This window comes from Romboutsia weinsteinii (assembly GCF_002250835.2).
GTDB lineage: Bacteria > Bacillota > Clostridia > Peptostreptococcales > Peptostreptococcaceae > Romboutsia_A > Romboutsia_A weinsteinii.
Genome location: NZ_NOJY02000002.1, coordinates 177,847 through 202,006, shown reverse-complemented (window position 1 = coordinate 202,006; position 24,160 = coordinate 177,847). Strand labels below are relative to the sequence as shown.

Genomic DNA, 24,160 nt, shown 5'->3' with positions numbered 1-24,160 from the left:
GATAGCCGTGAATAAGCTAATAATTATTTATAGAGTAAGTAAAATTCAAAAAAACAGTAATTAAACTAAAGGAGCCAGTATGATATGTAATAAATCTACTGGCTCTTTTAGTTTAATTAAAGCAGTCCTTAGTAAAATAGTCATCATCGTCAAATAGAATATGGCCACTTTGATATTCTTCACCATTTACTAATATCTTAAATTTATCTAAATTGAAATTCTCTATGTAAGTTTTGGCTATAGAATCTAGCATTATACTTTCATAAGAAGAACCTAAATTAAAATTATAAAATTCATTTGAAAAATCTATGATCCCAACTGTTTGATTATCGGCATCTTCATATTTATCAAATTTGTTTAGTTTAGTATCAGGTACTATAATATCAACATTTTTTAATTCTTCAAAAATAGTGTTAGCAGTTATTTCGCTTAGAGTTACCTCTTTATTAACAAGGTTCTCAGCATTTTTATCCGATGTGTAGATAGTAGCTACTACGCTATTTTCAGAATTAGACTTTGGTGTATTATCTTCTTCAGACTGAGGGAGGTTAGAGCTATCACTGCACCCCACAGTAAAAAAACTTAGGCATAAAAAACATAATAAAATAAAAGTGAACTTTTTCACACTTATACATCTCCTTTAAATATAAATTTACTAGTACAAGTCTATGAATGGAGAGTATAAAATATAATACAAAAATTAATATTCTTTATATTTATTAATATTCTTTATATTAATAAATATAAAGAAGCTGTCCATAAGGACAGCTCTTAGTTTTTAGATGCATTAATTTCTTCTGATAAATTATTTAGGTATTCCCATCTTTCGTATTTATGCTCAAGTTCTTTTTCAAGACTAGCTTTTTCGTCTAGAATTTCTTGAAGTTTAGTAAAATCAGTAGCATATTTTGATGTGATTTCTTCAAGAGATTCTATTTTTTGTTCTAACTTCTCAATATCACTATCTATAGTATCGAACTCTCTTTGTTCGTTATAAGTAAATTTAAGTTTTTTATCATTTTTAGGTTTTTCTTTTTTAGGTTCAGAATCTACAGATTCATTCTTTGTATTTTTTTGTGATTCTTCAAACTCGATACCTTGTATTTCTCTATATAATTGATAATCGCTGTAGTTACCAGTATAAATATGAATTTTTCCATTTCCTTCGTAAGCAAAAACTTTATTACAGATTCTATCAAGGAAGTATCTATCATGCGAAACTGTTATTACAATACCTCTAAACTCATCAAGGTAGTCCTCCAGTCTATTAAGAGTTTCGATATCAAGGTCGTTAGTAGGCTCATCTAATAAAAGTACATTTGGAGCCATCATTAATGTTCTAAGCAGATGAAGTCTACGCCTTTCACCACCAGAAAGCTTGCCTATTAGAGTATATTGCATAGTACCATTAAATAAAAATCTTTCACACATTTGAGATGCAGTTATTTTACTTCCATCAGAAGTTTCTATATAGTCACTAGCCTCTTTTACATAATCTATAGCTCTCATTTCCGTATTCATATGAGAGTCATCTTGTGTGAAGCAACCTATTTTTACAGTTTCTCCTATTTCAATATGTCCACTATCTGGTTTTAATTGACCATCTAATATTTTTATTAGGGTAGATTTTCCAAGACCATTCTTTCCGATTATACCAATTCTATCAGTACGAGCTAAAGTATATTCTAAATTATCTATTACAGTTTTATCATCAAATCTCTTAGATATATTGTGTATCTCTATAATTTTGTTTCCAAGTCTACTTGAGCCAACAGAAATATCCATTTTATCATCAGTAGAAATAGGATTTTTGTTTACTAAATCATCAAACCTTTGAAGTCTTGCCTTTTGCTTTGTAGTACGAGCTTTTGCACCACGTCTAACCCAAGCTAACTCAGTTTTTATAAGGTTTTGACGTTTTTCCTCCATACTAGATTCTAAAGCAAGTCTTTCCATTTTCTTTTCTAAGAAAGAAGAGTAGTTACCATCATAGCTAAATAATCTACCCTTATCCAACTCAATAATTCTATTAGTAACACGATCTAGGAAATATCTATCATGAGTTATCATTAGTAGTGAGCCTTTTCTTGAATTAAGGTATTCTTCTAACCAATCTATAGTATCATTGTCTAAGTGGTTAGTAGGTTCATCTAATATTAAAAGCTCACAAGGAGTGATAAGAGCAGAGGCTAAAGAAACTCTTTTTCTTTGTCCACCTGAAAGTTCTTTAATTTTTTGATTAAAGTCATTTAAACCAAGCTTACTTAAGACAGATTTAGCTTCGCTCTCTAAGTCCCAAAGGTTTAGGGCATCTATTTTTTCTTGTAAAGATAATAGTTTTTTATTTAAATTATCATCATAATTAGTATTTATTTTTTCCAAAGTATCTTGATATTCTCCAAGTAACTTCATCTCATCTGAAGTACCTTTGAAAACCTGTTCTAAAATAGTTATAGTTTCATCATAATCAGGATTTTGAGGAAGATACTCAATTCTAACTCTATTTGCTTTTGTAATAGTTCCCTTATCAGGCTCTTCGCTACCTGCAATAATTTTTAATAAAGTAGATTTACCAGTACCATTTACACCGATAATACCTATTTTTTCACCTTCATTTATTCCAAAGGAAATATTTTCTAATAATATTTTCTCAGAATAACTTTTACCTATATTTTCTAAAGTCATTAAGTTCATATAATTATCACCTTTATATTATAAATTTTAAATTGATTTTTCAAAATGTTGATAGTCAGGGTTTTTCCAATGTCCTCCCCAGCTCCAGCCTCTGCTAGTAAAAGCATTGTAGCAATCATCGCCAACTTGTATCATACCCATTTTTGTATTAGACCTATCAGCATATGCATACCCACTTTCAGGGCTGGTCTTATTGCCAATAACGTGAGGATTTTGTAATGGATTTATATCTATTGCAAGTCCTTTTCCATGATTTGATACAGTGTTAGTATTAGCTATAGTTCTATAGCAGAAAGAAGATGAGTTATTATCAGACATAGAGGACTCATCAATAGCATCATATTTATCTATTAATTTTATTTTTTCGATAGAGTACTTTTTTTCATAAAGTTCCTTAAATATATCTACAACTTCAGCTGCAACTCTTTTATCTACTACCATTTCTCCTATATGAGTTTTTTCATCAAATCCATAGTATGTTATCCTTAAATAAGATAAATTATCAAAACTCAGTGGTTCATGTAAAGGCATTGATTTTCCAAGCATATCTTTCTTTATATTTTCTGGAATAGAAGAATAAGAGAAAGTTTCTACTATTTTTTCTTCCTCAGCAATTATAGCTTCATTGGTATTAGAATTTTCATTAGAGGAAGATGTATCTTTTAAATTATTACTACATCCTAACATAGATAACATCAGAGTTGCCATTATTAGTGATGTTGATAAACGTTTAATTTTACTCATTTAAAATCTCCTAACATTATACTGTACTCTTGAAATCTCTTTATATTATAACTCATTAGGACATTAGAGAGTAGAAGTATTTATAAATATAATTTTGTTGAAAATTGATTAATTGAGTTATAGAATTAAGTTATATGAAAAATTTTAGCTTGGAAGGAGATACTTGTGAAGATTTATATTTCGCAATTAAATGAAACTAAAGTTGTTCTACCGATTATAGAAGAGTATGATGTTGGAATTGAGGCTGTTATATTTGCAAGCCCATTTATTTTAGATGATAAAGAAAAATATATAAAAGAATATAAAGATGAACTTGGAAATTTATGTGATAATATAGAAATATCGCTACACGGACCTTATGCGGATTTGATACCAGGAAGTCGAGATAAACTAATATCTCAGGTGGCAAATTATAGATTTGAACAAGCTTATCAGGTAGCTAAAGATTTAGGAGCAAAGAAGATAGTATTTCATAACGGTTATGCCCCAAACACCTATTACGAAAAAGAATGGATAAGAAATTCGGCTAACTTTTGGAAAGACTTTATGAAAGATAAAGATGAAAGTATAGCAATACATATAGAGAATGTTTTGGATGAAGATTATAAGTGGATAAAGGCTTTGATTGATGAAGTAAATAATCCAAATCTTTCTGTATGTCTAGATATTGGCCATATAAATGCTTACTCTAATCTTAGTGTTAGAGAATGGATAGATGGACTAGGGAATAGAATAGGCCATTTTCATATACATAATAATGATGCTTCTAAAGATAGTCATTTAGGGATTATTAATGGAAGTATTGATGTTCTAGAGATACTAAATTATATTGATAGCAAATTAAACGATGTAAGTATATCTTTAGAAATAATAGATATTAACGAACTAAAAGAATCTATGAAGATATTAAATAATAATAATTTTATTAAAAAAAGAAACAAAGTTAAATAAATAGCCCAAGTAAGTTTTAACCTGGGCTATTTTTAATTACTCAATTCTCTTATAGTATCTCCTATTATTTTAATTCCTTTTTCTATATCCTCAATTGATATCCTTGAAAATCCAAGCCTTAATGTATCATAGACTTTATCATCAACATAAAATACATCACCAGGCATAAATATTACACCCTTATCGTAGCACCTAAGGAGTAGTTTTCGAGAGTCTATATTTTTTAGTTTAATAAATAAGTGTAATCCACCGTCGCCAAGTATATAGTTACAAGGTATATATTTCTTTACACAGTCGTAAGCAAAATTGAATTTATCGCCATAGAATTTACGTATTTTTTTTATATATTTTTCAAAACATCCATTACTTAAATAATCATAAAGAATTCCTTGATCTAAGAAAGACACATGAATATTTCTACATCTTTTAACACTTTCTAATTTACTAACTACATTTTTATCTGCCAGTATCCATCCTATTCTTAAACCTGGAAATAATATTTTAGAAAAGCTTCCAATATAGACAACTCCATTATTTAGATTATCTAAAGAACAGATAGGAAATATGTGAGAACTAGAGTAGAGAAGTTCTTCGTTGAATCCATCCTCAATTACTGCTATATTGTATGTCTTCATTAAATTGTAAAATATAGACCTACTTTCTGGAGGCATTACTACACCAGTAGGGTTATGATAAGAAGGAGTAATATAAGCAAATTTTATTTTATCTTTATATAGCTTTAGCTTTTCTTTTAACATATTAAAATCGAGGCCATCTTTATTAATATCTACACCTATAATATTTATACCCATAGCCTTCATAACTTTAATAGCTGTATTGTGAGTAGGATTCTCACAAATTATATAGTCCCCACGATTCATAAAGGAAGATAGTATAAGGTCTAAGCCCTCTGTAAATCCATTAGTAATTAATATTTCCTTATTAGATGTATCAACTCCCTTAAGACTCATATAATCATGAAGATAGTCTATAAGAGGTTTATATCCTTGGGCATAGCCATAGTTAAGTAGTTTATGACCTTCTAAAGAAATTCTATTTAAAAAAGATTTTTTTAATTCATCTATGTCAAACAGCTCTCCATTTGGAGAAATACTCTTAAAAGAGATTAAATTGTTTTGCCAAGTAATTTCATTTTTTACAATATCTAATTTATTTGCAGTCTTAGAATACTCATTTTCAAAGCTATCCCAGTTTAGCTGCCAAGTGGAATTAGGAGATATATTATTAGAAGATGCAAAAGTTCCCTTACCAGATATAGAGTAAATAAAACCATCACTTTTAAGTTCCTCATAAGCAAGCATTACAGAATTTCTGCTGACTCCTAACAACTGACTAAGCTCCCTTGAAGAAGGGAGCTTACTATTATTAGGAATTAATCCCTTTGATATCATAGTACTGATATGATTTTTTATTTGTATATAAATTGGTTCATCATTATTTATATTTAGTTTTGAAAATAACAACTCATCACCTCTAATTTTAATTTAGTTTAGAGAGTATTCTATTATTTTATCTAATAGCTCACTAAAATCTACACCATTAGCTTTTGCGCTTCTAGGAATTAAACTAGTTTGAGTCATACCTGGAAGAGTATTTAACTCAAGCACATAAGGTACATTATTACTTATTATAATATCAACTCTTACATATGCTTTGCAATTAAAAATATCCCAGCAAGTCTTAGATATTTCGTTTATTTTATTTTGAAGTTCTTCTTCTAGGTAAACAACTTCTTCATGAGCTCCATTTGAAGAATATTTAGCTTCATAATCAAAGAATTCTGTTGGAGATTTTATTGATATAGTAGGGAAGACTTCTCCATTTAGTACGAACGAAGTATATTCTCCACCAGGGATATATTTTTCGATCATAACACAATTATCGAATTCTAAACCTTTTTTTACTGCCTCACATACTTCTTCCTTAGAATGTACAAAGAATGTAGCAACACTTGAACCGCCACTATTTGGTTTTATAAAAACAGGATATCCTATTTCTTCAATTTTATTATAATCTATTTCATCAACTGATTTTACTACTAACCAATCAGCAGTAGGAAGGTTAGCCTGCTTTAGTAAAGTTTTAGCAATATTTTTATCCATACACAATCCACTTGTTAAAGGACCACAACCAGAATAAGGTATATCCATAGCCTCTAGTACTGACTGTATACAACCATCTTCACCAAACTTACCATGTAGTACTATAAATGCAAAATCTATATCATCAGTTATCTTAGTAAAAACATCTTTTTTATTATCTATCACTATTTTTATAACTTCATATTTATTTCTATTAAGGTTATTATAAACTTCTCTACCTGAATTAAGTGAAACGTCTCTCTCAGAAGATATACCACCCATTATAACTGCAACTTTCATCATAATTATCACTCCAATATATTTTATATTTTAATTAACCTTTGCAATCAATAACTTGAAATTACACTGGTTTAGGATTTTTATATTTGTAATTTAAGTATATGTAAAAATATAAGTACTTGAAAGTACCACTAAGGAGAGAGTTTTTGATAGTTGTGGTTTTTATAATTAAATTTTAAAAAAAGTTTTTCTAAAAAATAGTAGATATCTATATGAAACTGTACTATAATTTACTTATAAAACAAGGCGGCATAGCCAAGTGGTAAGGCAGTGGACTGCAACTCCTTGATCCTCAGTTCAAATCTGGGTGCCGCCTCCAATAATAAAAAAGCTTAGCATTTGCTAAGCTTTTTTTGTATTAATTACATTAATTATATAAAAATGAAAAAATTATAGCTAGAAAGGGTGAAATTATGAAAGCAGAGATACTAAGTGTAGGAACAGAAATACTATTAGGTGATATAGTAAATACTAATTCTCAATACCTTGCACAAGAATTAGCGAGTCTTGGAATAGATGTATATTACCAAGGAACTGTAGGTGATAATGAAAATAGACTTCTAGGTTGCTTTGAAGAAAGTTTAAAAAGAAGTGATATAGTGATTGCCACTGGAGGCCTTGGACCGACCAATGATGATATAACTAAAGAAGTTGCGGCAAAATTCTTTAACCAAAAGCTTGAGTTGCATGAGCCTTCTTGGGATAAGATACAAAAATATTTTGAAAGACTAGGTAGAGTAGCTACTGCAAATAATAAAAAGCAGGCATATTTTCCCAAAGAGGCTATAATCCTTGAAAATAATAATGGAACAGCTCCAGGGGCTATATTTAATAAGGATAATAAAATAATAATTGTACTACCAGGACCTCCAAGAGAAATGAAATTAATGTTTGATAAGTCAGTAAAACCATACTTACTAAGTTTAACAGATGATATTTTATTATCAAAGACAATAAGAACATTTGGAATAGGTGAGTCTACATTAGAATCTGAAGTAATCGATATAATAAATAAGCAAACTAATCCAACTGTTGCACCATATGCGAAAGAAATGGAGGCTATATTAAGAATTACAGCTAAGGCAAAGACTGAAGAGGAAGCTGAATTATTAATAGATCCTGTTTTAAATGAAATAAAGTCTAGAGTGGGTGATTTTATTTATGGTGAAGGAGAAACTACATTAGAAGAAGTAGTTGCAAAATTATTAGTAGAAAAGAAGTTAACAATAGCAGTAGCTGAGTCTTGTACAGGAGGTATGGTATCTTCATCTCTAATCAACTATCCAGGAATATCTCAAGTATTTATGGAAGGTTGTGTTACTTATTCAAATGAAGCAAAAATGAAAAGATTAGGTGTGAAAAAGGATACACTAGAAACTTATGGAGCAGTAAGTGAAGAAACAGCTAGAGAAATGGCTGAAGGGGTATCTAAGATGCTAAATACAAATATTGGTTTATCTACTACAGGAATTGCAGGTCCAGAAGGTGGTACTGATGAAAAACCAGTTGGCTTAGTATATGTTGGTATATATATAAATGGAAAAACAATGGTAAAAAAATATAATCTTAGTGGAGATAGAGCTAGAGTAAGATTAGCAACTACTAAGAATTTATTAAATGACTTAAGAGTAGAGTTAATAAATATTTAAGGAGGTCATAAATGATTAGACATATATTTTGTGACTTAGATGGTACTTTATACCATGGTGGAATTAGTGAGGAAGATTCTAGAGCCATAGAAAGAATAGAAGAACAAGGCGTTAAGTTCCATGTAGCAACAGGTCGTATATTTAAGCAGGCATATAAGATGGTAGAAGATAGTTTTGATTTAGATGGATACTATATATGTGAAAATGGTGCATTTATACACAATAAAGATGGTGATATGGTTTTTAAGAAAACAATAGATGATAATTTAGTAAAAAAAGTAATTAATAGATTTGAATCTAATAATGCACATTTATATTTTAAATATGATGGAAAAATTGTTATACCAGAAGATACAGATGCTTTTAATATATATAGTACTGACGTAATAATAGATAAAAAATTTGTAACTAGAGATAGATTTGATAATTTAGTCGGTAATATCGGAGTTGTATCAGAAGATGTAAAAGAGCTAAATCGAATAGAGCTATACCTAAAAAGTGAATTTAATGAAGTTTTAGATATTTATTTTTCTAGTTCAAATACTTTAAACCTTGTACATAAAGATGTATCAAAAATAAAGGGTATAGAGTATGTATGTACTCTACTAAATGTATCAGAAGATGAAATTGCCACAATTGGGGACTCTCCAAATGATATAAATATGCTTGAAAATATTAAATATAGTTTTGCAATGGAAGGTGCAAGAGAGGATGTTAAAAAAAGTTCAAATTATACTTCTAAAAGTGTAAGTGAAGTAATAAAAATTATAGAAAAAATTAATGGTGTTGAATGTTAACTTCAACACCATTTTTATTATCCACAATTTATTAAAGTATAAGAATTTGCAGTGTTTAAAAGAATGCAATCTAAAATATGATTCACTACACTATTACATATATATGTAGAAAATAATAAGTCATTCTTACATCCAATGCTAGTTATATATTCTTGATAAAGTTTATTAAAGAATGTATCAAAACAACCTTCTGATATAACATCTCCTTTAAACTTAGATAAATTTGTATTTTTAGCAGCAATATGAAGCTCTTTTTCATAAATTATGTGCTTACTCATGCTGTGGTTAAGTTTCCAGCGTTGGCTATGAGCGACACAGAAAAAATCACATAAAAAATGGCATATTACGCCTAGCTCTTGGCTTATTTTACTAACTGAAAAATATTTAGAAATATCATCCAAAGTAAGATTACATAAGTACTCTATTTTAGATTTTATCATATCATAAGATTCATCAAGATAGTGTTTTTCTAAAAAATACTTAGATACAGCATCAGGCTTTAGATTACCGTAAATAAAATTATTTTCACTAAAAAAAAATGATTTAGTAGGATCTATGTTGTCAATTACTGATTTTGCTATTGTAAAGTGAGTACTCATTAACATATTTACACCTCTTAAAACTTAATTAATCTAAATTAAGTAAATTATTAAAATATGGTAGATTATACATATAAATTATTTATTCCCATTATTAAATAAATAATTCAAATCAGTTTAATAGTAGCAATAAAAACAACTATTTACAATATGTAAAATTTGTTAATTGATATATTGTAAGTATTATTTTTCTATATTGAACTTATATTAGTAATCACTGGTATATTTTCTTATAAGTCTGCTAGCTCTAGACTGAGATATTTTAAGCTCTTTTGCAACTTTATAAGAGCTTCTATACTTATTGTATGTTGTAAGTATTATATTCTTTTCATATTCATCCATCATTACATCAAAGCCTTGATTGTACTCATTGTTGTTAGTGTAAAAATCATCCATATTCATATTTGAAAATAATAAGTTAGGTAAATCTTTAGTAGTAATATGATTAAAACTACAAGTGATTAAAATACTTTGTATTATATTTTGTAACTCTCTTATATTACCAGGAAAGTTGTATTTAGATATAACATCTATTGCTTCGGGAGAAATTGTTTTATTGAAATTAAAATCTCTTGAATATTTATTAAAGTAGTATTTTATAAGTTCTACTAGATTCTCATTTCTATTTCTTAATGGAGGAAGTTTTAGCTGAACTACATTTAATCTATAATATAAATCCTCCCTAAATTTTTTTTTATGTACTTTTTCTAGTAGGTTAACATTAGTAGCGGATATGATTCTAACATCAACCTTCTTTTCTCTTATAGCCCCAACAGGTGTGAATGTTTTATCTTGAATAAATTGCAAAAATCTAACTTGAAGATCTTTAGGAAGTTCTCCAATTTCATCCAAAAATAAAGTTCCTTCATTTGCTAGTTCAACTAGACCGATTTTACCTTTTGAATTAGCTCCAGTAAAAGCACCAGGAGCATAGCCAAAAAGTTCTGACTCTAGTAAGTGAGGGGAGATTGTAGAACAATTAATAGTTATAAAAGGTCCTTTAGATCTATTACTTTTATGGTGTATATGCCTGGCTAAAGAGCTTTTACCAGTACCAGATTCACCTAAAAGAAGAACTACAACATCAGTTTTAGAGATTTGATTTGCCATGTGCATAATAGGCTTCATGACACTTCCATTCATTATTATATTATCCTCTTGTTTGAGAGTAGTTCGATATAAGCTTTCCACCTCATGTTTGTACTTCTTAACTTGTTTTTTAGTATCTTCTAATTTATTTTTTATATTAATTAGTTCTGTAATATCCCGGCAGTTTTCTACTATAAATTCAATTTGATTGTCCTCATCAAATCTTGGTGTAGCAGTAATTATTAGCTTTTTTCCGGTACTTGTTTCTTGTTCTAAAGATATTTGGGACTTAGTATCTATAACCTTTTGTATGGGGCTTTGGGTAGCATATCCAGATTCCATCAAGTAGGAAACATTTTTGCCTATGATATCATCTCTTTTTATCCCATAATTTTCTTCAAAAGATTTATTGCAATAAATTATTGTACTATTTTTATCTATAACACATATTTCATCATGTGAAGTTTCTAATACTTTTTTATAAAATTCAATATCATGAATCATGAATTAGTCCTCCGTAAACAATTTATATAAGTCATAATTAACTTAATATCAAACAGTAATTAAGATTTATATTGTATTTAAGTCAAATGTAACTTGAGTATAATATGGTTTTGAGTCAAATTCAACTTAAAAAGAATAAAAATAAAAATATAAAGTATCAAAGTGTTGGAACTAGTATAATTATAAGAATAATAATGCTGGCATGGAAATTGCTTATATAAAATTAAATATAATTTAATAAGGAAGTGTGTTATGAACGAAATAAAAAAAGGATATGTTAGTATTTTTATTGCCGGATTAGCGTGGTCAACGATAGGACTGTTTGGAAACACTATCATGTCAGCTGGTGTAGCGCCAGAACAAGTAGCATTTATTAGGCTTTTCTTAGGATGCTTAGTGTTAGTAATTTATTGTGGAATTAAAAATAGAGAGCTACTAAGTATAAGTAAAAAAGGAATTATGTATTCTATTATAATAGGTATTTTATGCCAGGCAGCTTTTAATTTATTCTACTTTAACGCAATTAATAAGTTAGGTGTGTCTATGGCAGCTGTACTTCTATATACATCACCTTTATTTTTAGCGATTTTTTCTAGATTAATTTATAAAGAAGAGTTAACAAAAAATAAGATTGTTTCATTAGTAGTATGTTTTATAGGCGCGTTGTTAGCTGTTACGGGAGGAAAACTAGAGCTAACAGGAATTAGTATCTTAGGATTAACTATAGGTGTGCTGTCTGCTATAACTTATGCGCTTATGCCTATAATAAGTAAAACAGCCTTGAAAGAAAACTCTAGTATAACAATATTAATTTATGGATTCTTATTCGGTGCTATAGTTATGATACCATCAGCTAAACCACTTGAAATATTAGCTTATGTAGGGGATATGAAGCTCTTAGGGGCTATGATTATGCTTGGAGTATTACCATCTGCACTTGCGTATATATTTTATACAGGTGGAATATCTAAAGGTGTTGAGTTATCAGTAGTAGGTATTGTTGCATCAGTTGAACTTGTGGTATCTGTAATTATCGGATGGACAATAATCGGAGAAGATTTTTCTATAATAAAACTACTTGGAGTACTTCTAATGGTAGCGTCCACAGTTATTGTATTAAGAGGAAATAATGATGAGCATAACTATATAGAAAGAAATTCTAAAGTAGAAATTGTATAAGTAATGTATGATACTATCTTTAAACTAAATATACTTAAGTGTTAATTTTTATATAAAAAGTGTGATATTTAGATAGATATGCATCTATCTAAATATCACACTTTTACTATTTATTAAATTTAACTCCCTGATAAGAATTACGAGATTTTAATGTATCATCTATTTGATTTAATACTTCCCATTTCTTTAAGCTCCATATAGGACCTACAAGTTCATCTCTTTTTCCATCTCCAGTAAGTCTATGAACTATCATAGTTTCTGGCAATATCTCAAGTTGATCACACACTAGATTTACGTACTCATCTTGAGTCATTAGTTTTAACATACCCTTTTGAAGCATTCTTTCCATAGGAGTATCCTTTATTACATGTAGTAGATGTATTTTTATTCCATCAACTCCAAGATTGGATACAGCTTTTGCAGTTTCCATCATCATATTATAATCTTCACCAGGAAGGCCATTTATAATGTGTACTATAACTTTAATATTTCTATCTTGAAGCTTCTTTAATCCATCAAGAAATGTTTGATAATCATGTCCTCTATTTATAAGTTTTGAAGTAGAGTCGTGAATAGTTTGAAGACCAAGTTCAACCCATAAGTTTGTTCTTTCATTAAGTTCAGCAAGATAATCTACCACATCATCAGGAAGACAATCGGGTCTTGTGGATATAGAAAGACCTATAACATCTTCAAGTTCTAGCACTGTCTCATATTTTTCTTTCAGTACCTCAAGAGGGGCATAAGTATTTGTGTATGCTTGGAAATAACCTAAATATTTTGCTTGCGGCCATTTTTTATGCATCATGGCCTTTATTTCGGTAAATTGGTTTATAAGGTCATCCTTAGGGTTACCAGCAAAATCTCCAGAACCTTCCTTACTACAATAAGTACATCCTCCATAAGCTACTTTTCCATCAATATTTGGACAAGTGAACCCTGCATTTATAGATACCTTAAAAACTTTTTCTCCAAATGCATTTCTAAGATAGTAGTTCCATGTATGATACCTTTTATTATCAAAGGCATATTTAAATTTTGTCAATATCATCACCTATTTCTAATAGTTATTATATACAAAGATATATTAACATAAATAATTTAGATATACAAATAAGTTACAAAGGTTACATTTTAGAATATATATCCATAAGTTTAATAGAATTTATTAACATGAATTTTTGAAGGGGGATACTATTTATGGATAAAGAAAAAGATGGGGCTACTGGAACTAATAATGACAGTAATGAGGAGATAGACGTGTATAGTAGTGGCGGTGATGTAAATAATAAAGATATAAGTAAAGATAGGGATGAAGAGGTACAAGCTAAAGAATGTAACGATACCTCTGATGCAAGTGATGATAAGTCGGTAGATGAAAGTATTTTAGGTGATATATCTTCATCACAATGTAATAAAAAAATAGTAGACGATAACAAGTCAAAGAATGCTAACGAAGAACAAATAGCGCAAATAGATGTTGATAAAGAAACAATAGAAATGAATAATATAAAAGAGAATGAACCATTAGATGAACAGCAACATACTGAACTTGAAGATGATACAGTACATCTAGTAGATTATAATGTTGAGGATAATAATAAAATAAAAAGTACTAAAAATATTAAGAAAATTGCTTTAATTATTGGAGGCATGCTTGCTATATTTGTTTTGGTAGTTGCAGTAACAACATCAGCATATAAGAACAAAGTATATCCAGGAGCTAGTCTTTGTGGAGTTGACTTATCAAAAATGGATAAAGAAGAGTTAAATAAAGAGATAAAATCAATATCATCTAAAATAGAAAAAAATACTATGTATATAAAAGCTAGCTCTAAAAAATACGATATAAAAATATCAGATTTAGTTGAAGATTATAATATTAATGGCTTAGAGCAAAAAATAATGAACTATGGAAAAGAAAAAAATATATTTGAAAAATTTATGATAATATTAAATAGCAATGAAGTTAAATATGGGTTTGATATATCTGTAGATAAAGAAAAAATAAATAAATTGATGGATGATATATCAAAAGAAACTAATAAGTTACATGAAAATCCGAAAGTTATAATTAACGGAGATGATATAAAGTTAGAAGTAGGCAAGGATGGAAAGAAATTAAATGAAAATGATTTAATAAAAAAAATTAAAGGATTTACAAATAAAGTAGAAACTTTAGATGATAATGTATCAATAGCAGCCGTTTATGAAGATGATAAACCAACAATGAATATAAATGACTTAAAATCAGTAGATACTAAGATGTCAACTTACTCAACTACATATGGATCAGGTGGCGGAAGAGGTAGTAATGTAGAAAATGCAGCTAAGAAGCTAGATGATATGATTCTTATGCCAGGCGAAGAATTCTCATATGAGAAGTCAGTAGGACCAGTAGAATTAAATAATGGATATACTTATGCACCTGTAATAGTTAATGGAGAACTTCAAAATGGAGTTGGAGGAGGAGTGTGTCAGGTGTCTTCAACTTTATACAATACAACTTTGATAGCAGGAATACTTCCAACAGAAAGAAGAAACCACTCAAAGGCAGTAAGTTATGTACCAAGAGGATTAGATGCTACATTAGCAAGTGGACTTATAGATTATAAATTTAAAAATACTTACGATTATCCATTGGTATTAAATACTAATACATCCGGTGGAAAACTAACTATTGAAATTTGGTCAAATAAGGATGCAAAAAAAGGAATAAGTTATGAGGCAAAAGGATATGCTAGCGGAAATAGCGCAAATACTTATCTTTATGGCTATGACAAAGATGGAAAAAAAGTATTTGAAAAGCATATAGATACAAGTGTATATAGATAAATCTATTAAATGATATATATTTAACAAATTTACCTTTGATTGTAAATAAAAGCCTATGGTTAAACCTATAGGCTTTTTACTTGATAAATATAAACATATTATAAGATTAAATTACATACTGAAGAATAATTAACCTCTAAGTCTATTTCCAAGAGAGAATAGATAAAGTCCCATAGCTATTATTAAGAAAGAAATAATTGAAGATATAAATTTAGATAAGAATAAAGGAGATCCGATTAATATTAATCCAAATATAAACTCAATCACATTCCATAATCCTAACTTATAGTATGGATTGTCTTTGCTTTTAATAATTCTAAGTATTTGAGAAACTACTAAGTAAATCCCTAAAATAGAGGACATAAAGCTTTGAATTCCTTTAGGAAATAAAAATAGTAATGCTATTACTATCAATAGTATAGTTTGGTTACGTTTTATAGGTGCTATTTCTTCCTTAGGAGCGTATCTTTTAAGTTCATTAATATTTTTTAGATTTAGATAAGCTAAACATAATAAAGCTACGCCTAAACTCCAAGATACTATCTTAATACCAAGGTTCTTATACAATAGTGAAAAGATACCTAAAATAAGTAGTAAAGACCCTATAAAAATAAATCTAGTTGAATTTTCTTTTTTGTTTAATTCGTTAAAGTTAAAATTAAAATATTGAAACATTATCTCACCTCAAATTAAAAATATGTATTAAATTAATGTAATTATAGCAAAAAAATAAGGAGTATTAAATAGATTAACAAAAAGAAAAAGGTCATTATAAATTATTTTTAATATAAATACAACTTACAAAAGCTATAATTACATTAAATCTATTATATGACCTTAGATATTATTATTATTATTATTATTTAAGTGATCCATTAGATGAACCTTTACGCTCTATTCTCTGGTTAGATTTTTGTATTGCTCTAGACTTATTATCGGAAAAACTTGATACTTCAGAGGTATTACTCGAAGCATTTACAAAATTTATTACATCGCCTACAAATAAAAATGATAGCATTAATAATAAAGTTATGGTTTTTTTCATAAAATATCTCCTTTATAATATAAATATATAAACTATTTACTTTAATTTTGCCCTATTGTATAAATTTTACTAATTAAATTAAAAAATATTTAAGTAATTAATGTACATGTTGTATCATACCCTTTATTAATGAGTAATAGAGGGGGGATGAAGGTGTCTCAAATAGGAGCTATAATGTTTGCAATGCTAGCTGGCATATCGACTGCACTAGAAGCTTTTATAAATGGAGAACTTGAGAGAAATACAACAGCATTAATTGCTACATTTATAAGTTTAGTAGTTGGAGCTATATTTTTTTTAATAAGTATATTAGTTTCTGGAGATTTTAAGGAACTTATAAATGTTGGCCCTATAAATCCGAAGTTATTGATAGGTGGAATATTTGGAGGATGTATTATCTACTTTACAGTGAAGGCAATTCCTAATCTTGGAGTGTCTAATACATTGACTTTAATAGTTATCTCTCAGATATTAGTAGGGTTCTTTATTGATAGCGTGATTATTGGACAAGAAACCATACATTTATATAAATTTATAGGTGCAATTTTATTAGTTATAGGAACTTTTTTTATAGTAAACTAAATACTAAAGAATAAAATTATGGAGGCATATATGAATAACAAAAATTTTGTAATGTCATTTAGTGGAGGTAAGGATAGCACACTTGCATTATATAGAATGATTAATAGAGGGTATAATCCAGTTGCAATACTTACAACAATAAAGAAGAACGAAGATGAATCTTGGACTCACGGTTTAAGTGATGATATGCTTCAAAGAGTCAGTAAAAGTTTAAATATACCATTACTTAAAGTAGAGTGCGATGTTTGTGAATATGAGAAAAGATTTGAGGAAGTATTAAAGGAAGCTAAATCTATGGGTGCTAGTATTTGTGCATATGGCGATATAGATATAGAAGATCACAAAAAGTGGGGTATAGATAGATGCACAAATGCTGACTTAGATTATGAATTCCCACTATGGCAAGAAGATAGAGAAAGCTTAGTACATGAATTTATAGATAGCGGATTTACAACCATAATAAAAAAAGTAAATTTAAGTTTTATGGGTGAAGAATTTTTAGGAAAAAAGCTTACTAAAGATGTTGTAGAGGATATAAAAAAGACTGGATCTGACCCTTGTGGAGAAAATGGAGAATATCATACATTTGTTGTTGATGGTCCTTTATTTAAAAGTCCTATAGAATTTGATGTTAAGAAAATAGTATTAGATCATGGATATGGTCACTTAGAAATATTATAAAAAGTACATATGTTAAATAAAAAGGTCTTAAAATATAAATATTTTAAGACCTTTTTATTTAATAGAATTAATGTAATCTTTTTTCCCAAGCTATCATTACGAAATCTTTTCCAGTTTCTTCTTTTATAAGATTTTCAGCTTTCTTGATAGCATCTTCTTCTTTTTTTCCAATACTGGCTATTTCAAATTTTGATTGACAGCTGTTGTTTTCCATGTTGAACCTCCTAAATATTGAACTATTAATATATTGCACATCTAAGTGAAAAATATAAATAAAAGAGATTTACAGTTTTATATTAATTTGTAAATAATGATAAATTTTTCTTTAATATTATTATTGAAATAAAAATACATATAAACTCGGATATTGTGCTAGACATCCAAATTCCATTTCCTCCAAATATTAATATAGTAGCTACTAATGATACTACCATTATAACAAGACCTCTTGCTAGAGAAATTATAGTAGAGTATACTGGCTTTTCTATTGATGCAAAGAATCCAGAGATTAATACATTGTAGCCCATAAATAAGAAAGATACAGAGAATATTCTAAATACGTCCATGGACTTTTTGAATAATTCTACTTGATTAGGACTTATAAATAGTGAAACAATATTTGGAGTAAAGAACATACAAATAGCAAATATAAGTACTGATGCTACAATAACTGATACTATACCCATCTTAAATAGCTTCTTTACATTATCAAGCTCCTCACGTCCGTAGTAATAACTTGCTAGAGGCTGCATACCTTGTGTAATACCAATCATTGTCATTAGCACTAATGTATTTACATAACAGATAACACTATAAGAAATAAGAGCATCTTCTCCTATAAATCTAAGTAGATTTTGATTAAATAGCATTATTATTATTCCGCCACTTAATTCAGTAGTACAATCTGGGAAACCTATAAATAGAATTCTCTTAATCGTGTTGAAGTTAAACTTAAACTTTGACAGTTTAAGAGTAGACTTACTTCTAAAGAAATGTGATAGGAAAAATATAGTTGAAAACACTTGTGAAATACCAGTTGCTACTGCAGCTCCCTTTACACCCCATCCGAATTCAATTACAAAAAAATAGTCTAATATAACGTTACTAATTGCGGAAATAAGTACCCCTACAGTTGCAAGGACTGGGAATCCGTCAGTTTTTACTATGACCTCTAATGAATAAGAAACAATGAAAAATCCATTGAAAATAATTATTATACCTAAATACTCTTTAACCATCGACATTGTAGAATCTGTTGCACCTAAAAATGTAGCTAACTTATCAATGTTTAAAAGAGTAAATATTGCTATTAAAATTGATAGAATTATTATTGTTGCCATATTTAAGGAAAAAGTTTCGTTTGCAGATTTTATATCTTTTTTTCCTAAGTAAATTGCTATTATAGTTGAAGCACCTGTTGAAAATAGTATAGAAATTGCAAAGATAAAATTAATAAATGGCATTGAAATATTTACAGAAGCTAAGGCTAACTCGCCTGCACCTTTACTAACAAATATTCCGTCCACCATTGTATAAAGGGAAAATACCCACATTGCAACTACAGATGGTGCTAAAAACTTAAAGAATTTTTTGCCTAAACTTAAATCTTCATTGATAGACAAATTTGTATCCATAATTATCACTCCTTTAATATTAATAATAAACTATGGTATAATACCAATGTCAAAGGGAATTTTAAATTTATGGAGGAAAATATGAAAGATTATTATAAAATAGGTGAAATATCTAAAATATATGGCATTGGAAGAGATTCTTTAATGTACTATGAAGAAATGGGTATACTTAAACCATTTAGAGATATAAATGGATATAGAATGTACAATATATCAGATATTTGGAAGCTGAATTTGATTAAGGAACTTAGAAGCTTAGATTTTCCTATGAAAAAAATTAAAGAGTACCTAGATGATAGAACTATAGAATCAACGAACAAGATATTAGAAGAGGAAATTGACTTAATAAATGCTAAGATAGATCTACTTATAGGCCACAGGGATAATATAAATAAGAGACTTAACTCGATAAATAATACGATGACTAAATCAATATATGATGAAATAAAAGTAATACATATACCAAAGCGAAAAGCTTTAAAATTGAATGTCGATATAAAAAGAGATGAAGAGTTTGATTTTTTGATTCAAAAACTACAAAAAGAGTATGAGAACAGATTTGATATACTAGGTAATAACAATTTGGGATCAGTATTTAATTTTGACTCTGTAAAAAATGGTGTATTTAATGAATTTAAATCAATATTTTGTTTTTTAGATGAAGTAGAAGAGATTTATAATATAGTTGTAGATGAAGGTTATTATGTAACTATTAGCTATAGAGGAAGCTATAATAATAATGGTCATTACCTAAAAAAAATACTAAATTTTGTTGAAGAAAATAATTATAAGATTTTAAAAGATCCAATAGAAATTTACAAAATTGACATACATGAGACTGGAGATGTTGAAGAGTTTATCACTGAAATTCAAGTTCTAGTAAAAAAATAAAAAATGTCTAAATATGCACAAAAAGATAAAAAAATAATATTATAAAGTATAGATATATTATCTATACTTAAAAATGTCTTGGTTAAATATAAAAATGAGCGGATTAATTTTTATAATAATGGTACTTAATACTTAAGTACCATTATTTTTATTTTTATAAAATGACTCACTATTATAATGACTTTATATTTACATATAATAAGATTACACATAAAGATTAAAAAATAAAAGAAAGGAGATATACATGAATCAATCCAAAAGGATTACCATCAAAAATCTTTTTTTTATTATTTTTTTAATGACATTAATATTATTACCAAAAAATATTTATTCAATGCAAAAACAAGAAAAACTCCCACAAGAAGTGATAGTCGGAGGAGAACTTTTACAAATAAATATCAGTACAAGTAATCTTATGTACTACAAAAAAGATAATGAAAGTAATAAATTTGAACAATATGATTTAATTGAAAGCATTGAAGGTAAAGCAGTTCAAAAAGCTTGTGGAAAATATAAAATAGTTGATTTAAAAAGAAAAGATATATTAGAGATAATACTAAATATGGATGAAGAAGAACAAATAGAAGTTAAAGTAAAAAGAAATAATGAAAATAAAAAAATATATATCGGTAAAAAAGAAATTAGTCCTTCGTATTTTACAGAAATAGTTCCTTTTTCGGCTTCATTAACTTATATTAATCAAGAAGATAACTCTTTTGCAGCTGTAGCACATGATGTAGATATAAGTGATAGAAATAATATTTTAATAGACAAAGGTGATATTTTTTTATGCAACTCGCCTATTATAACTAAATCAAAAACATCTGAGATTGGAAATATATATGGAGAAAAGAAGAATTCTAGCCAAGGTAATATAAATAAAATAAATGAGTTTGGAGCGAAAGGAAAGATAATAGGAGATAATATACTAGAAAATAAAGATATATATAAAGTTGCTTATGCTAAAGAGGTAAAAGAAGGACTAGCAAATTTAATAATTGAAGAACATCAAGAAAAGAAATCTTATAATATAAATATAACCAAGGTTCATAAGCAAAAATTTGCTGAGACTCAGGGTTTTGAATTTGAAATAGTAGATAAAAACTTGATAGAAAAATACGGCGGAATAGTTCAAGGTATGAGTGGATGTCCGATAGTTCAAAATGGAAAGTTAATTGGAGCTTTATCTCATGTTATTTGTTCAAATCCAAGTAAAGGAGTTGGATTATATATTCAATGGATGATGGAAGATTAACTTCCATCATCTTTATTTTTTTGTCCAAATAGGAGCAGTTACAGAGATTTTATCATTATTTTGAATAACTTTAACATAATAAAATTTATTTTTGGCATATTTAATACTGAAGTCTAGTCTAGCTAGATTTGAGTTAAAAGTTTGACTTTTAATAATCTCTCCTTTGTTGCTTATAACTTGTATCTCTTTTATCTTATCACTATTGTCATTATCAATTGCACATATAGAAAAGTTAAGCTTTGCCTTATCACCTAGAGTAGATCCCATAGGACGATCATTTATTGTATAATCTATTCTTAAATTTTTATCTTCAGTGGCATAAACTCTCATTTTCTTTATTGAATCAAAGATAGCATCTTTGGTTAGATCAGTTGACAAAATAACTGTCCTAAATTCATTTGCAACTCCAAAATCTACTCTATGATTATCTTGGTTACAAGTTGGCGCAACATGCCATCCGTTATCAAGGGCAAGTTGATACATATCATGACTCCTGATATTTTTACTCATATCGGCATTATAGCCATTTCCAACTTCTATTAATGATATGGCGCGATCTCCATGAGGAGAATATTTTAAGTTATTAAATTTTCCGAATTTATCGCAAGGGTGATTAAGCTGACCGATTAAATCTTCTTCACTATATAATAGTTCATAGAAATTTTCTAAGGTCATTTTATCATCAACATAAACAAATCCATCTGAATTATAAACATTTATATGGCCAATAGGATTTTCTTCTTTATGATTATAAGTCATTTCAAAACCATTTAAAGCTAAGAAATCTTTATTTTGGTTAAATTTATCACGACATTTAATAAGATTATTCCATTCTTCGCTGTTATCTGCATTATTAATAGAGCAGCTTTCTTTATTGTCTAATAGATTAGAGTGCTCAGTTATAGCAAAGAAATCTAAATTAGATTTGTATTTTGACATATAATAGGCGTCATCATAAGTACCATGACCATCACTCGCGCTAGTATGAGAATGAAGTAGCCCTCTATATTGATTATAAACAGGAGTTCCTACTGTAAAATACCATTCATACACTTGTTTATTTTTATTTGTTGCTAAATCAATAAGCTCGATTTTTACTATTTGATTTCCGCGTTTGAATTTCTTCCTAGGTGTATATGTTATTTTTTCTTCATCAATATTACAGTTTTCAGTTACATCCTCATAGTTTACATACATCTTTATGCTTTTAGAATCTATATCACTTTTATCTTTGAAATAAGCTTCTATAGTGGGTTTGCCTATAATATATTGCTGACATTTTGCAGGTATTATAGTTTTTATAGTTGGAGCGGAGGTACCTTTAGTTGCAGTCTCAACCTGATTGTCGTTATTTTCTATAGCATAAGATATAGAGCAAAAAATAATTACAAATCCAATTAAGCTTAATACTATTTTTTTATAGATCATATAAGTCATCCCTTAAAAGTAAATTTACATATATTTTTAGCAAAATTTATTAATAAGATTACTGGAAAAATATATATTAATTATGATTTAAGTAAGTACTTATATTTGAGAAATTAGTAATGAGTAAAAATATATACTTTAATATTAAAATAGTTTTACATCATAGTTATTTTTATAATTCTCATTAGTGAAATAAGATTTATCATTAATCTCAATAAGAATATCATTCATTGTTATTTGATTACTTAAGTATGAGTTTAATAACTTTATTATTTTTATATATTCATCTATGCTGTTATTATATATGTCTAAAAGTGAGGATGAGCTATCTTTAAGAGTAAATGGGTTTTTCCATGTTAAATTATCCTCATTTGATAAGTCATTGACACAATGTTTATGGTTGTCATAAATCTTGCTTTCAATATGACTAGTTTTAGAAGTTCTATTCTTAACGAATAAATAAGGTCTTGAATATACTTTATTATGAGTATTAAGCATACTCTCCGTCTTATAAAACATGTTAATACATTTTGAAATATCATTATATATAATCGATTTTTTGTAGACTGAGCTTATTAAAAATCTATACATATCGCATAAGAGTATTAACTCGTCATTACTTAAGTCTAAATATGTGTGTTCATTGAAATCCTGTGGATTTAGATTTTTTAGTTTATCTAGAAGGAGACTATCTATATGCGTTTCAATACTTTTATGTAAGGCGCGTGAATTTTTACTATATTGATCTTGTAAGTCAATTTGTAACCTATATATATATGGATGCATATTTTTATCTAATATATAGTGAGATAAAAAACCATAAATATAAGATATAGTAACTTCAAAGAGGTTATTATTACTGAAAATTGATTTAATACAGCTGTTATCCATGGAGTAAGAAATCATATTTTTAAAAAATAAGTTAATATCTCTATTATGTATTAGGTCACTTATAAGATTTAGATTTTTATTATTAACAAAAGAGTAATGATTGCAATAATTAAAAAAGTTAGGACCTTGGCATCCGAATTTATACAAATTTATATTATTAGAGATAATATTTTTCATATTATTATCTTCTATTTTATCATAGCAATCTATTGCAAATAAGTAGTGTGATATAGTGCGTGGCATAATAACCTCCAAATTAAAAATATAATATATATAATATGTAATTTTTAATTGTACATACATTAAAGTA

The 24,160-nt window shown here is 27.9% G+C and carries 23 protein-coding genes and 1 tRNA gene; 10 read left to right on the top strand and 14 right to left on the bottom strand.

The features are described from left to right. Positions 1-112: 112 nt before the first annotated feature. The 3 genes from CHL78_RS01965 to CHL78_RS01955 all read right to left on the bottom strand — a co-directional run bounded on the left by CHL78_RS01965 (position 113) and on the right by CHL78_RS01955 (position 3,438). A complete protein-coding gene (locus CHL78_RS01965) occupies positions 113-625 on the bottom strand; it encodes a GerMN domain-containing protein (protein WP_158540617.1) in 513 nt (170 codons plus the stop codon). A 146-nt stretch (positions 626-771) separates the two neighbouring features. Further along, positions 772-2,694 carry an ABC-F family ATP-binding cassette domain-containing protein gene (locus tag CHL78_RS01960; RefSeq protein ID WP_094367618.1) on the bottom strand — a complete coding sequence of 641 codons (1,923 nt, stop codon included), beginning with the start codon at positions 2,692-2,694 and terminating at the stop codon, positions 772-774. A gap of 27 nt (positions 2,695-2,721) precedes the next feature. Further along, positions 2,722-3,438, bottom strand: coding sequence for a M15 family metallopeptidase (locus CHL78_RS01955; protein WP_094367619.1), 717 nt, complete (start codon positions 3,436-3,438; stop codon positions 2,722-2,724). A 165-nt stretch (positions 3,439-3,603) separates the two neighbouring features. Between CHL78_RS01955 and CHL78_RS01950 the strand changes: the two genes are divergently transcribed. After that, on the top strand, positions 3,604-4,389 hold the full coding sequence (locus CHL78_RS01950) for a sugar phosphate isomerase/epimerase family protein (protein ID WP_094367620.1): 786 nt from the start codon (positions 3,604-3,606) through the stop codon (positions 4,387-4,389). 32 nt (positions 4,390-4,421) lie between these two features. On the opposite strand, the gene CHL78_RS01945 is transcribed toward CHL78_RS01950, so the two are convergent. Continuing rightward, positions 4,422-5,873, bottom strand: a complete 1,452-nt coding sequence (locus CHL78_RS01945) for an aminotransferase-like domain-containing protein (protein WP_094367621.1) — start codon at positions 5,871-5,873, stop codon at positions 4,422-4,424. Between the two features lie 21 nt (positions 5,874-5,894). Then, positions 5,895-6,791, bottom strand: a complete 897-nt coding sequence (locus tag CHL78_RS01940) for a D-alanine--D-alanine ligase (protein WP_094367632.1) — start codon at positions 6,789-6,791, stop codon at positions 5,895-5,897. A 245-nt stretch (positions 6,792-7,036) separates the two neighbouring features. Here CHL78_RS01940 and CHL78_RS01935 point away from each other — a divergent pair. From CHL78_RS01935 to CHL78_RS01925, 3 genes are all read left to right on the top strand, one after another. Further along, positions 7,037-7,110, top strand: a tRNA-Cys gene (locus CHL78_RS01935). Between the two features lie 94 nt (positions 7,111-7,204). After that, on the top strand, positions 7,205-8,440 hold the full coding sequence (locus CHL78_RS01930; protein ID WP_094367622.1) for a competence/damage-inducible protein A: 1,236 nt from the start codon (positions 7,205-7,207) through the stop codon (positions 8,438-8,440). An 11-nt stretch (positions 8,441-8,451) separates the two neighbouring features. Continuing rightward, complete coding sequence (locus CHL78_RS01925) at positions 8,452-9,237, top strand: HAD family hydrolase (protein WP_094367623.1); 786 nt, start codon at positions 8,452-8,454, stop codon at positions 9,235-9,237. 17 nt (positions 9,238-9,254) lie between these two features. On the opposite strand, the gene CHL78_RS01920 is transcribed toward CHL78_RS01925, so the two are convergent. Further along, positions 9,255-9,842: a zinc dependent phospholipase C family protein gene (locus tag CHL78_RS01920; RefSeq protein WP_094367624.1), complete on the bottom strand. Its 588-nt coding sequence runs from the start codon at positions 9,840-9,842 to the stop codon at positions 9,255-9,257. 201 nt (positions 9,843-10,043) lie between these two features. After that, positions 10,044-11,429, bottom strand: coding sequence for a sigma-54 interaction domain-containing protein (locus tag CHL78_RS01915; protein ID WP_094367625.1), 1,386 nt, complete (start codon positions 11,427-11,429; stop codon positions 10,044-10,046). Positions 11,430-11,681: 252 nt separating this feature from the next. On the opposite strand from CHL78_RS01915, the gene CHL78_RS01910 reads away from it, so the two are divergent. Beyond that, positions 11,682-12,608, top strand: a complete 927-nt coding sequence (locus CHL78_RS01910; RefSeq protein ID WP_094367626.1) for a DMT family transporter — start codon at positions 11,682-11,684, stop codon at positions 12,606-12,608. Positions 12,609-12,714: 106 nt separating this feature from the next. On the opposite strand, the gene CHL78_RS01905 is transcribed toward CHL78_RS01910, so the two are convergent. Beyond that, positions 12,715-13,653 carry a TIGR01212 family radical SAM protein gene (locus CHL78_RS01905; RefSeq protein ID WP_094367627.1) on the bottom strand — a complete coding sequence of 313 codons (939 nt, stop codon included), beginning with the start codon at positions 13,651-13,653 and terminating at the stop codon, positions 12,715-12,717. A gap of 155 nt (positions 13,654-13,808) precedes the next feature. On the opposite strand from CHL78_RS01905, the gene CHL78_RS01900 reads away from it, so the two are divergent. After that, complete coding sequence (locus tag CHL78_RS01900; protein WP_094367628.1) at positions 13,809-15,443, top strand: VanW family protein; 1,635 nt, start codon at positions 13,809-13,811, stop codon at positions 15,441-15,443. Between the two features lie 129 nt (positions 15,444-15,572). On the opposite strand, the gene CHL78_RS01895 is transcribed toward CHL78_RS01900, so the two are convergent. Both CHL78_RS01895 and CHL78_RS01890 read right to left on the bottom strand, forming a co-directional pair. Then, positions 15,573-16,118, bottom strand: coding sequence for a DUF308 domain-containing protein (locus CHL78_RS01895; RefSeq protein WP_094367629.1), 546 nt, complete (start codon positions 16,116-16,118; stop codon positions 15,573-15,575). Between the two features lie 184 nt (positions 16,119-16,302). After that, positions 16,303-16,488: a hypothetical protein gene (locus tag CHL78_RS01890; RefSeq protein ID WP_094367630.1), complete on the bottom strand. Its 186-nt coding sequence runs from the start codon at positions 16,486-16,488 to the stop codon at positions 16,303-16,305. A gap of 153 nt (positions 16,489-16,641) precedes the next feature. Here CHL78_RS01890 and CHL78_RS01885 point away from each other — a divergent pair, with 153 nt between their 5' ends. Beyond that, positions 16,642-17,070, top strand: coding sequence for a DMT family transporter (locus CHL78_RS01885; protein ID WP_116041171.1), 429 nt, complete (start codon positions 16,642-16,644; stop codon positions 17,068-17,070). Positions 17,071-17,100: 30 nt separating this feature from the next. Next, entirely contained in the window at positions 17,101-17,751 is a 651-nt protein-coding gene (locus CHL78_RS01880) for a Dph6-related ATP pyrophosphatase (RefSeq protein ID WP_116041169.1), read from the top strand. A 67-nt stretch (positions 17,752-17,818) separates the two neighbouring features. Here the strand turns inward: CHL78_RS01880 and CHL78_RS20950 are convergent, their stop codons facing one another. Next, positions 17,819-17,965 carry a hypothetical protein gene (locus CHL78_RS20950; protein WP_199533971.1) on the bottom strand — a complete coding sequence of 49 codons (147 nt, stop codon included), beginning with the start codon at positions 17,963-17,965 and terminating at the stop codon, positions 17,819-17,821. Positions 17,966-18,047: 82 nt separating this feature from the next. Continuing rightward, positions 18,048-19,385, bottom strand: coding sequence for an MATE family efflux transporter (locus tag CHL78_RS01875; protein WP_094366887.1), 1,338 nt, complete (start codon positions 19,383-19,385; stop codon positions 18,048-18,050). An 81-nt stretch (positions 19,386-19,466) separates the two neighbouring features. Between CHL78_RS01875 and CHL78_RS01870 the strand changes: the two genes are divergently transcribed. After that, a complete protein-coding gene (locus tag CHL78_RS01870) occupies positions 19,467-20,276 on the top strand; it encodes a MerR family transcriptional regulator (protein ID WP_094366886.1) in 810 nt (269 codons plus the stop codon). A 298-nt stretch (positions 20,277-20,574) separates the two neighbouring features. Then, positions 20,575-21,531 (top strand): SpoIVB peptidase S55 domain-containing protein, encoded by a 957-nt coding sequence (locus CHL78_RS01865; protein WP_158540616.1) that lies wholly within the window; start codon positions 20,575-20,577, stop codon positions 21,529-21,531. A 12-nt stretch (positions 21,532-21,543) separates the two neighbouring features. On the opposite strand, the gene CHL78_RS01860 is transcribed toward CHL78_RS01865, so the two are convergent. Together CHL78_RS01860 and CHL78_RS01855 are read right to left on the bottom strand one after the other, a co-directional pair. Next, positions 21,544-22,959, bottom strand: a complete 1,416-nt coding sequence (locus tag CHL78_RS01860) for a CehA/McbA family metallohydrolase (RefSeq protein ID WP_094366884.1) — start codon at positions 22,957-22,959, stop codon at positions 21,544-21,546. Positions 22,960-23,103: 144 nt separating this feature from the next. After that, complete coding sequence (locus tag CHL78_RS01855) at positions 23,104-24,093, bottom strand: zinc dependent phospholipase C family protein (RefSeq protein ID WP_094366883.1); 990 nt, start codon at positions 24,091-24,093, stop codon at positions 23,104-23,106. Positions 24,094-24,160 lie beyond the last annotated feature (67 nt).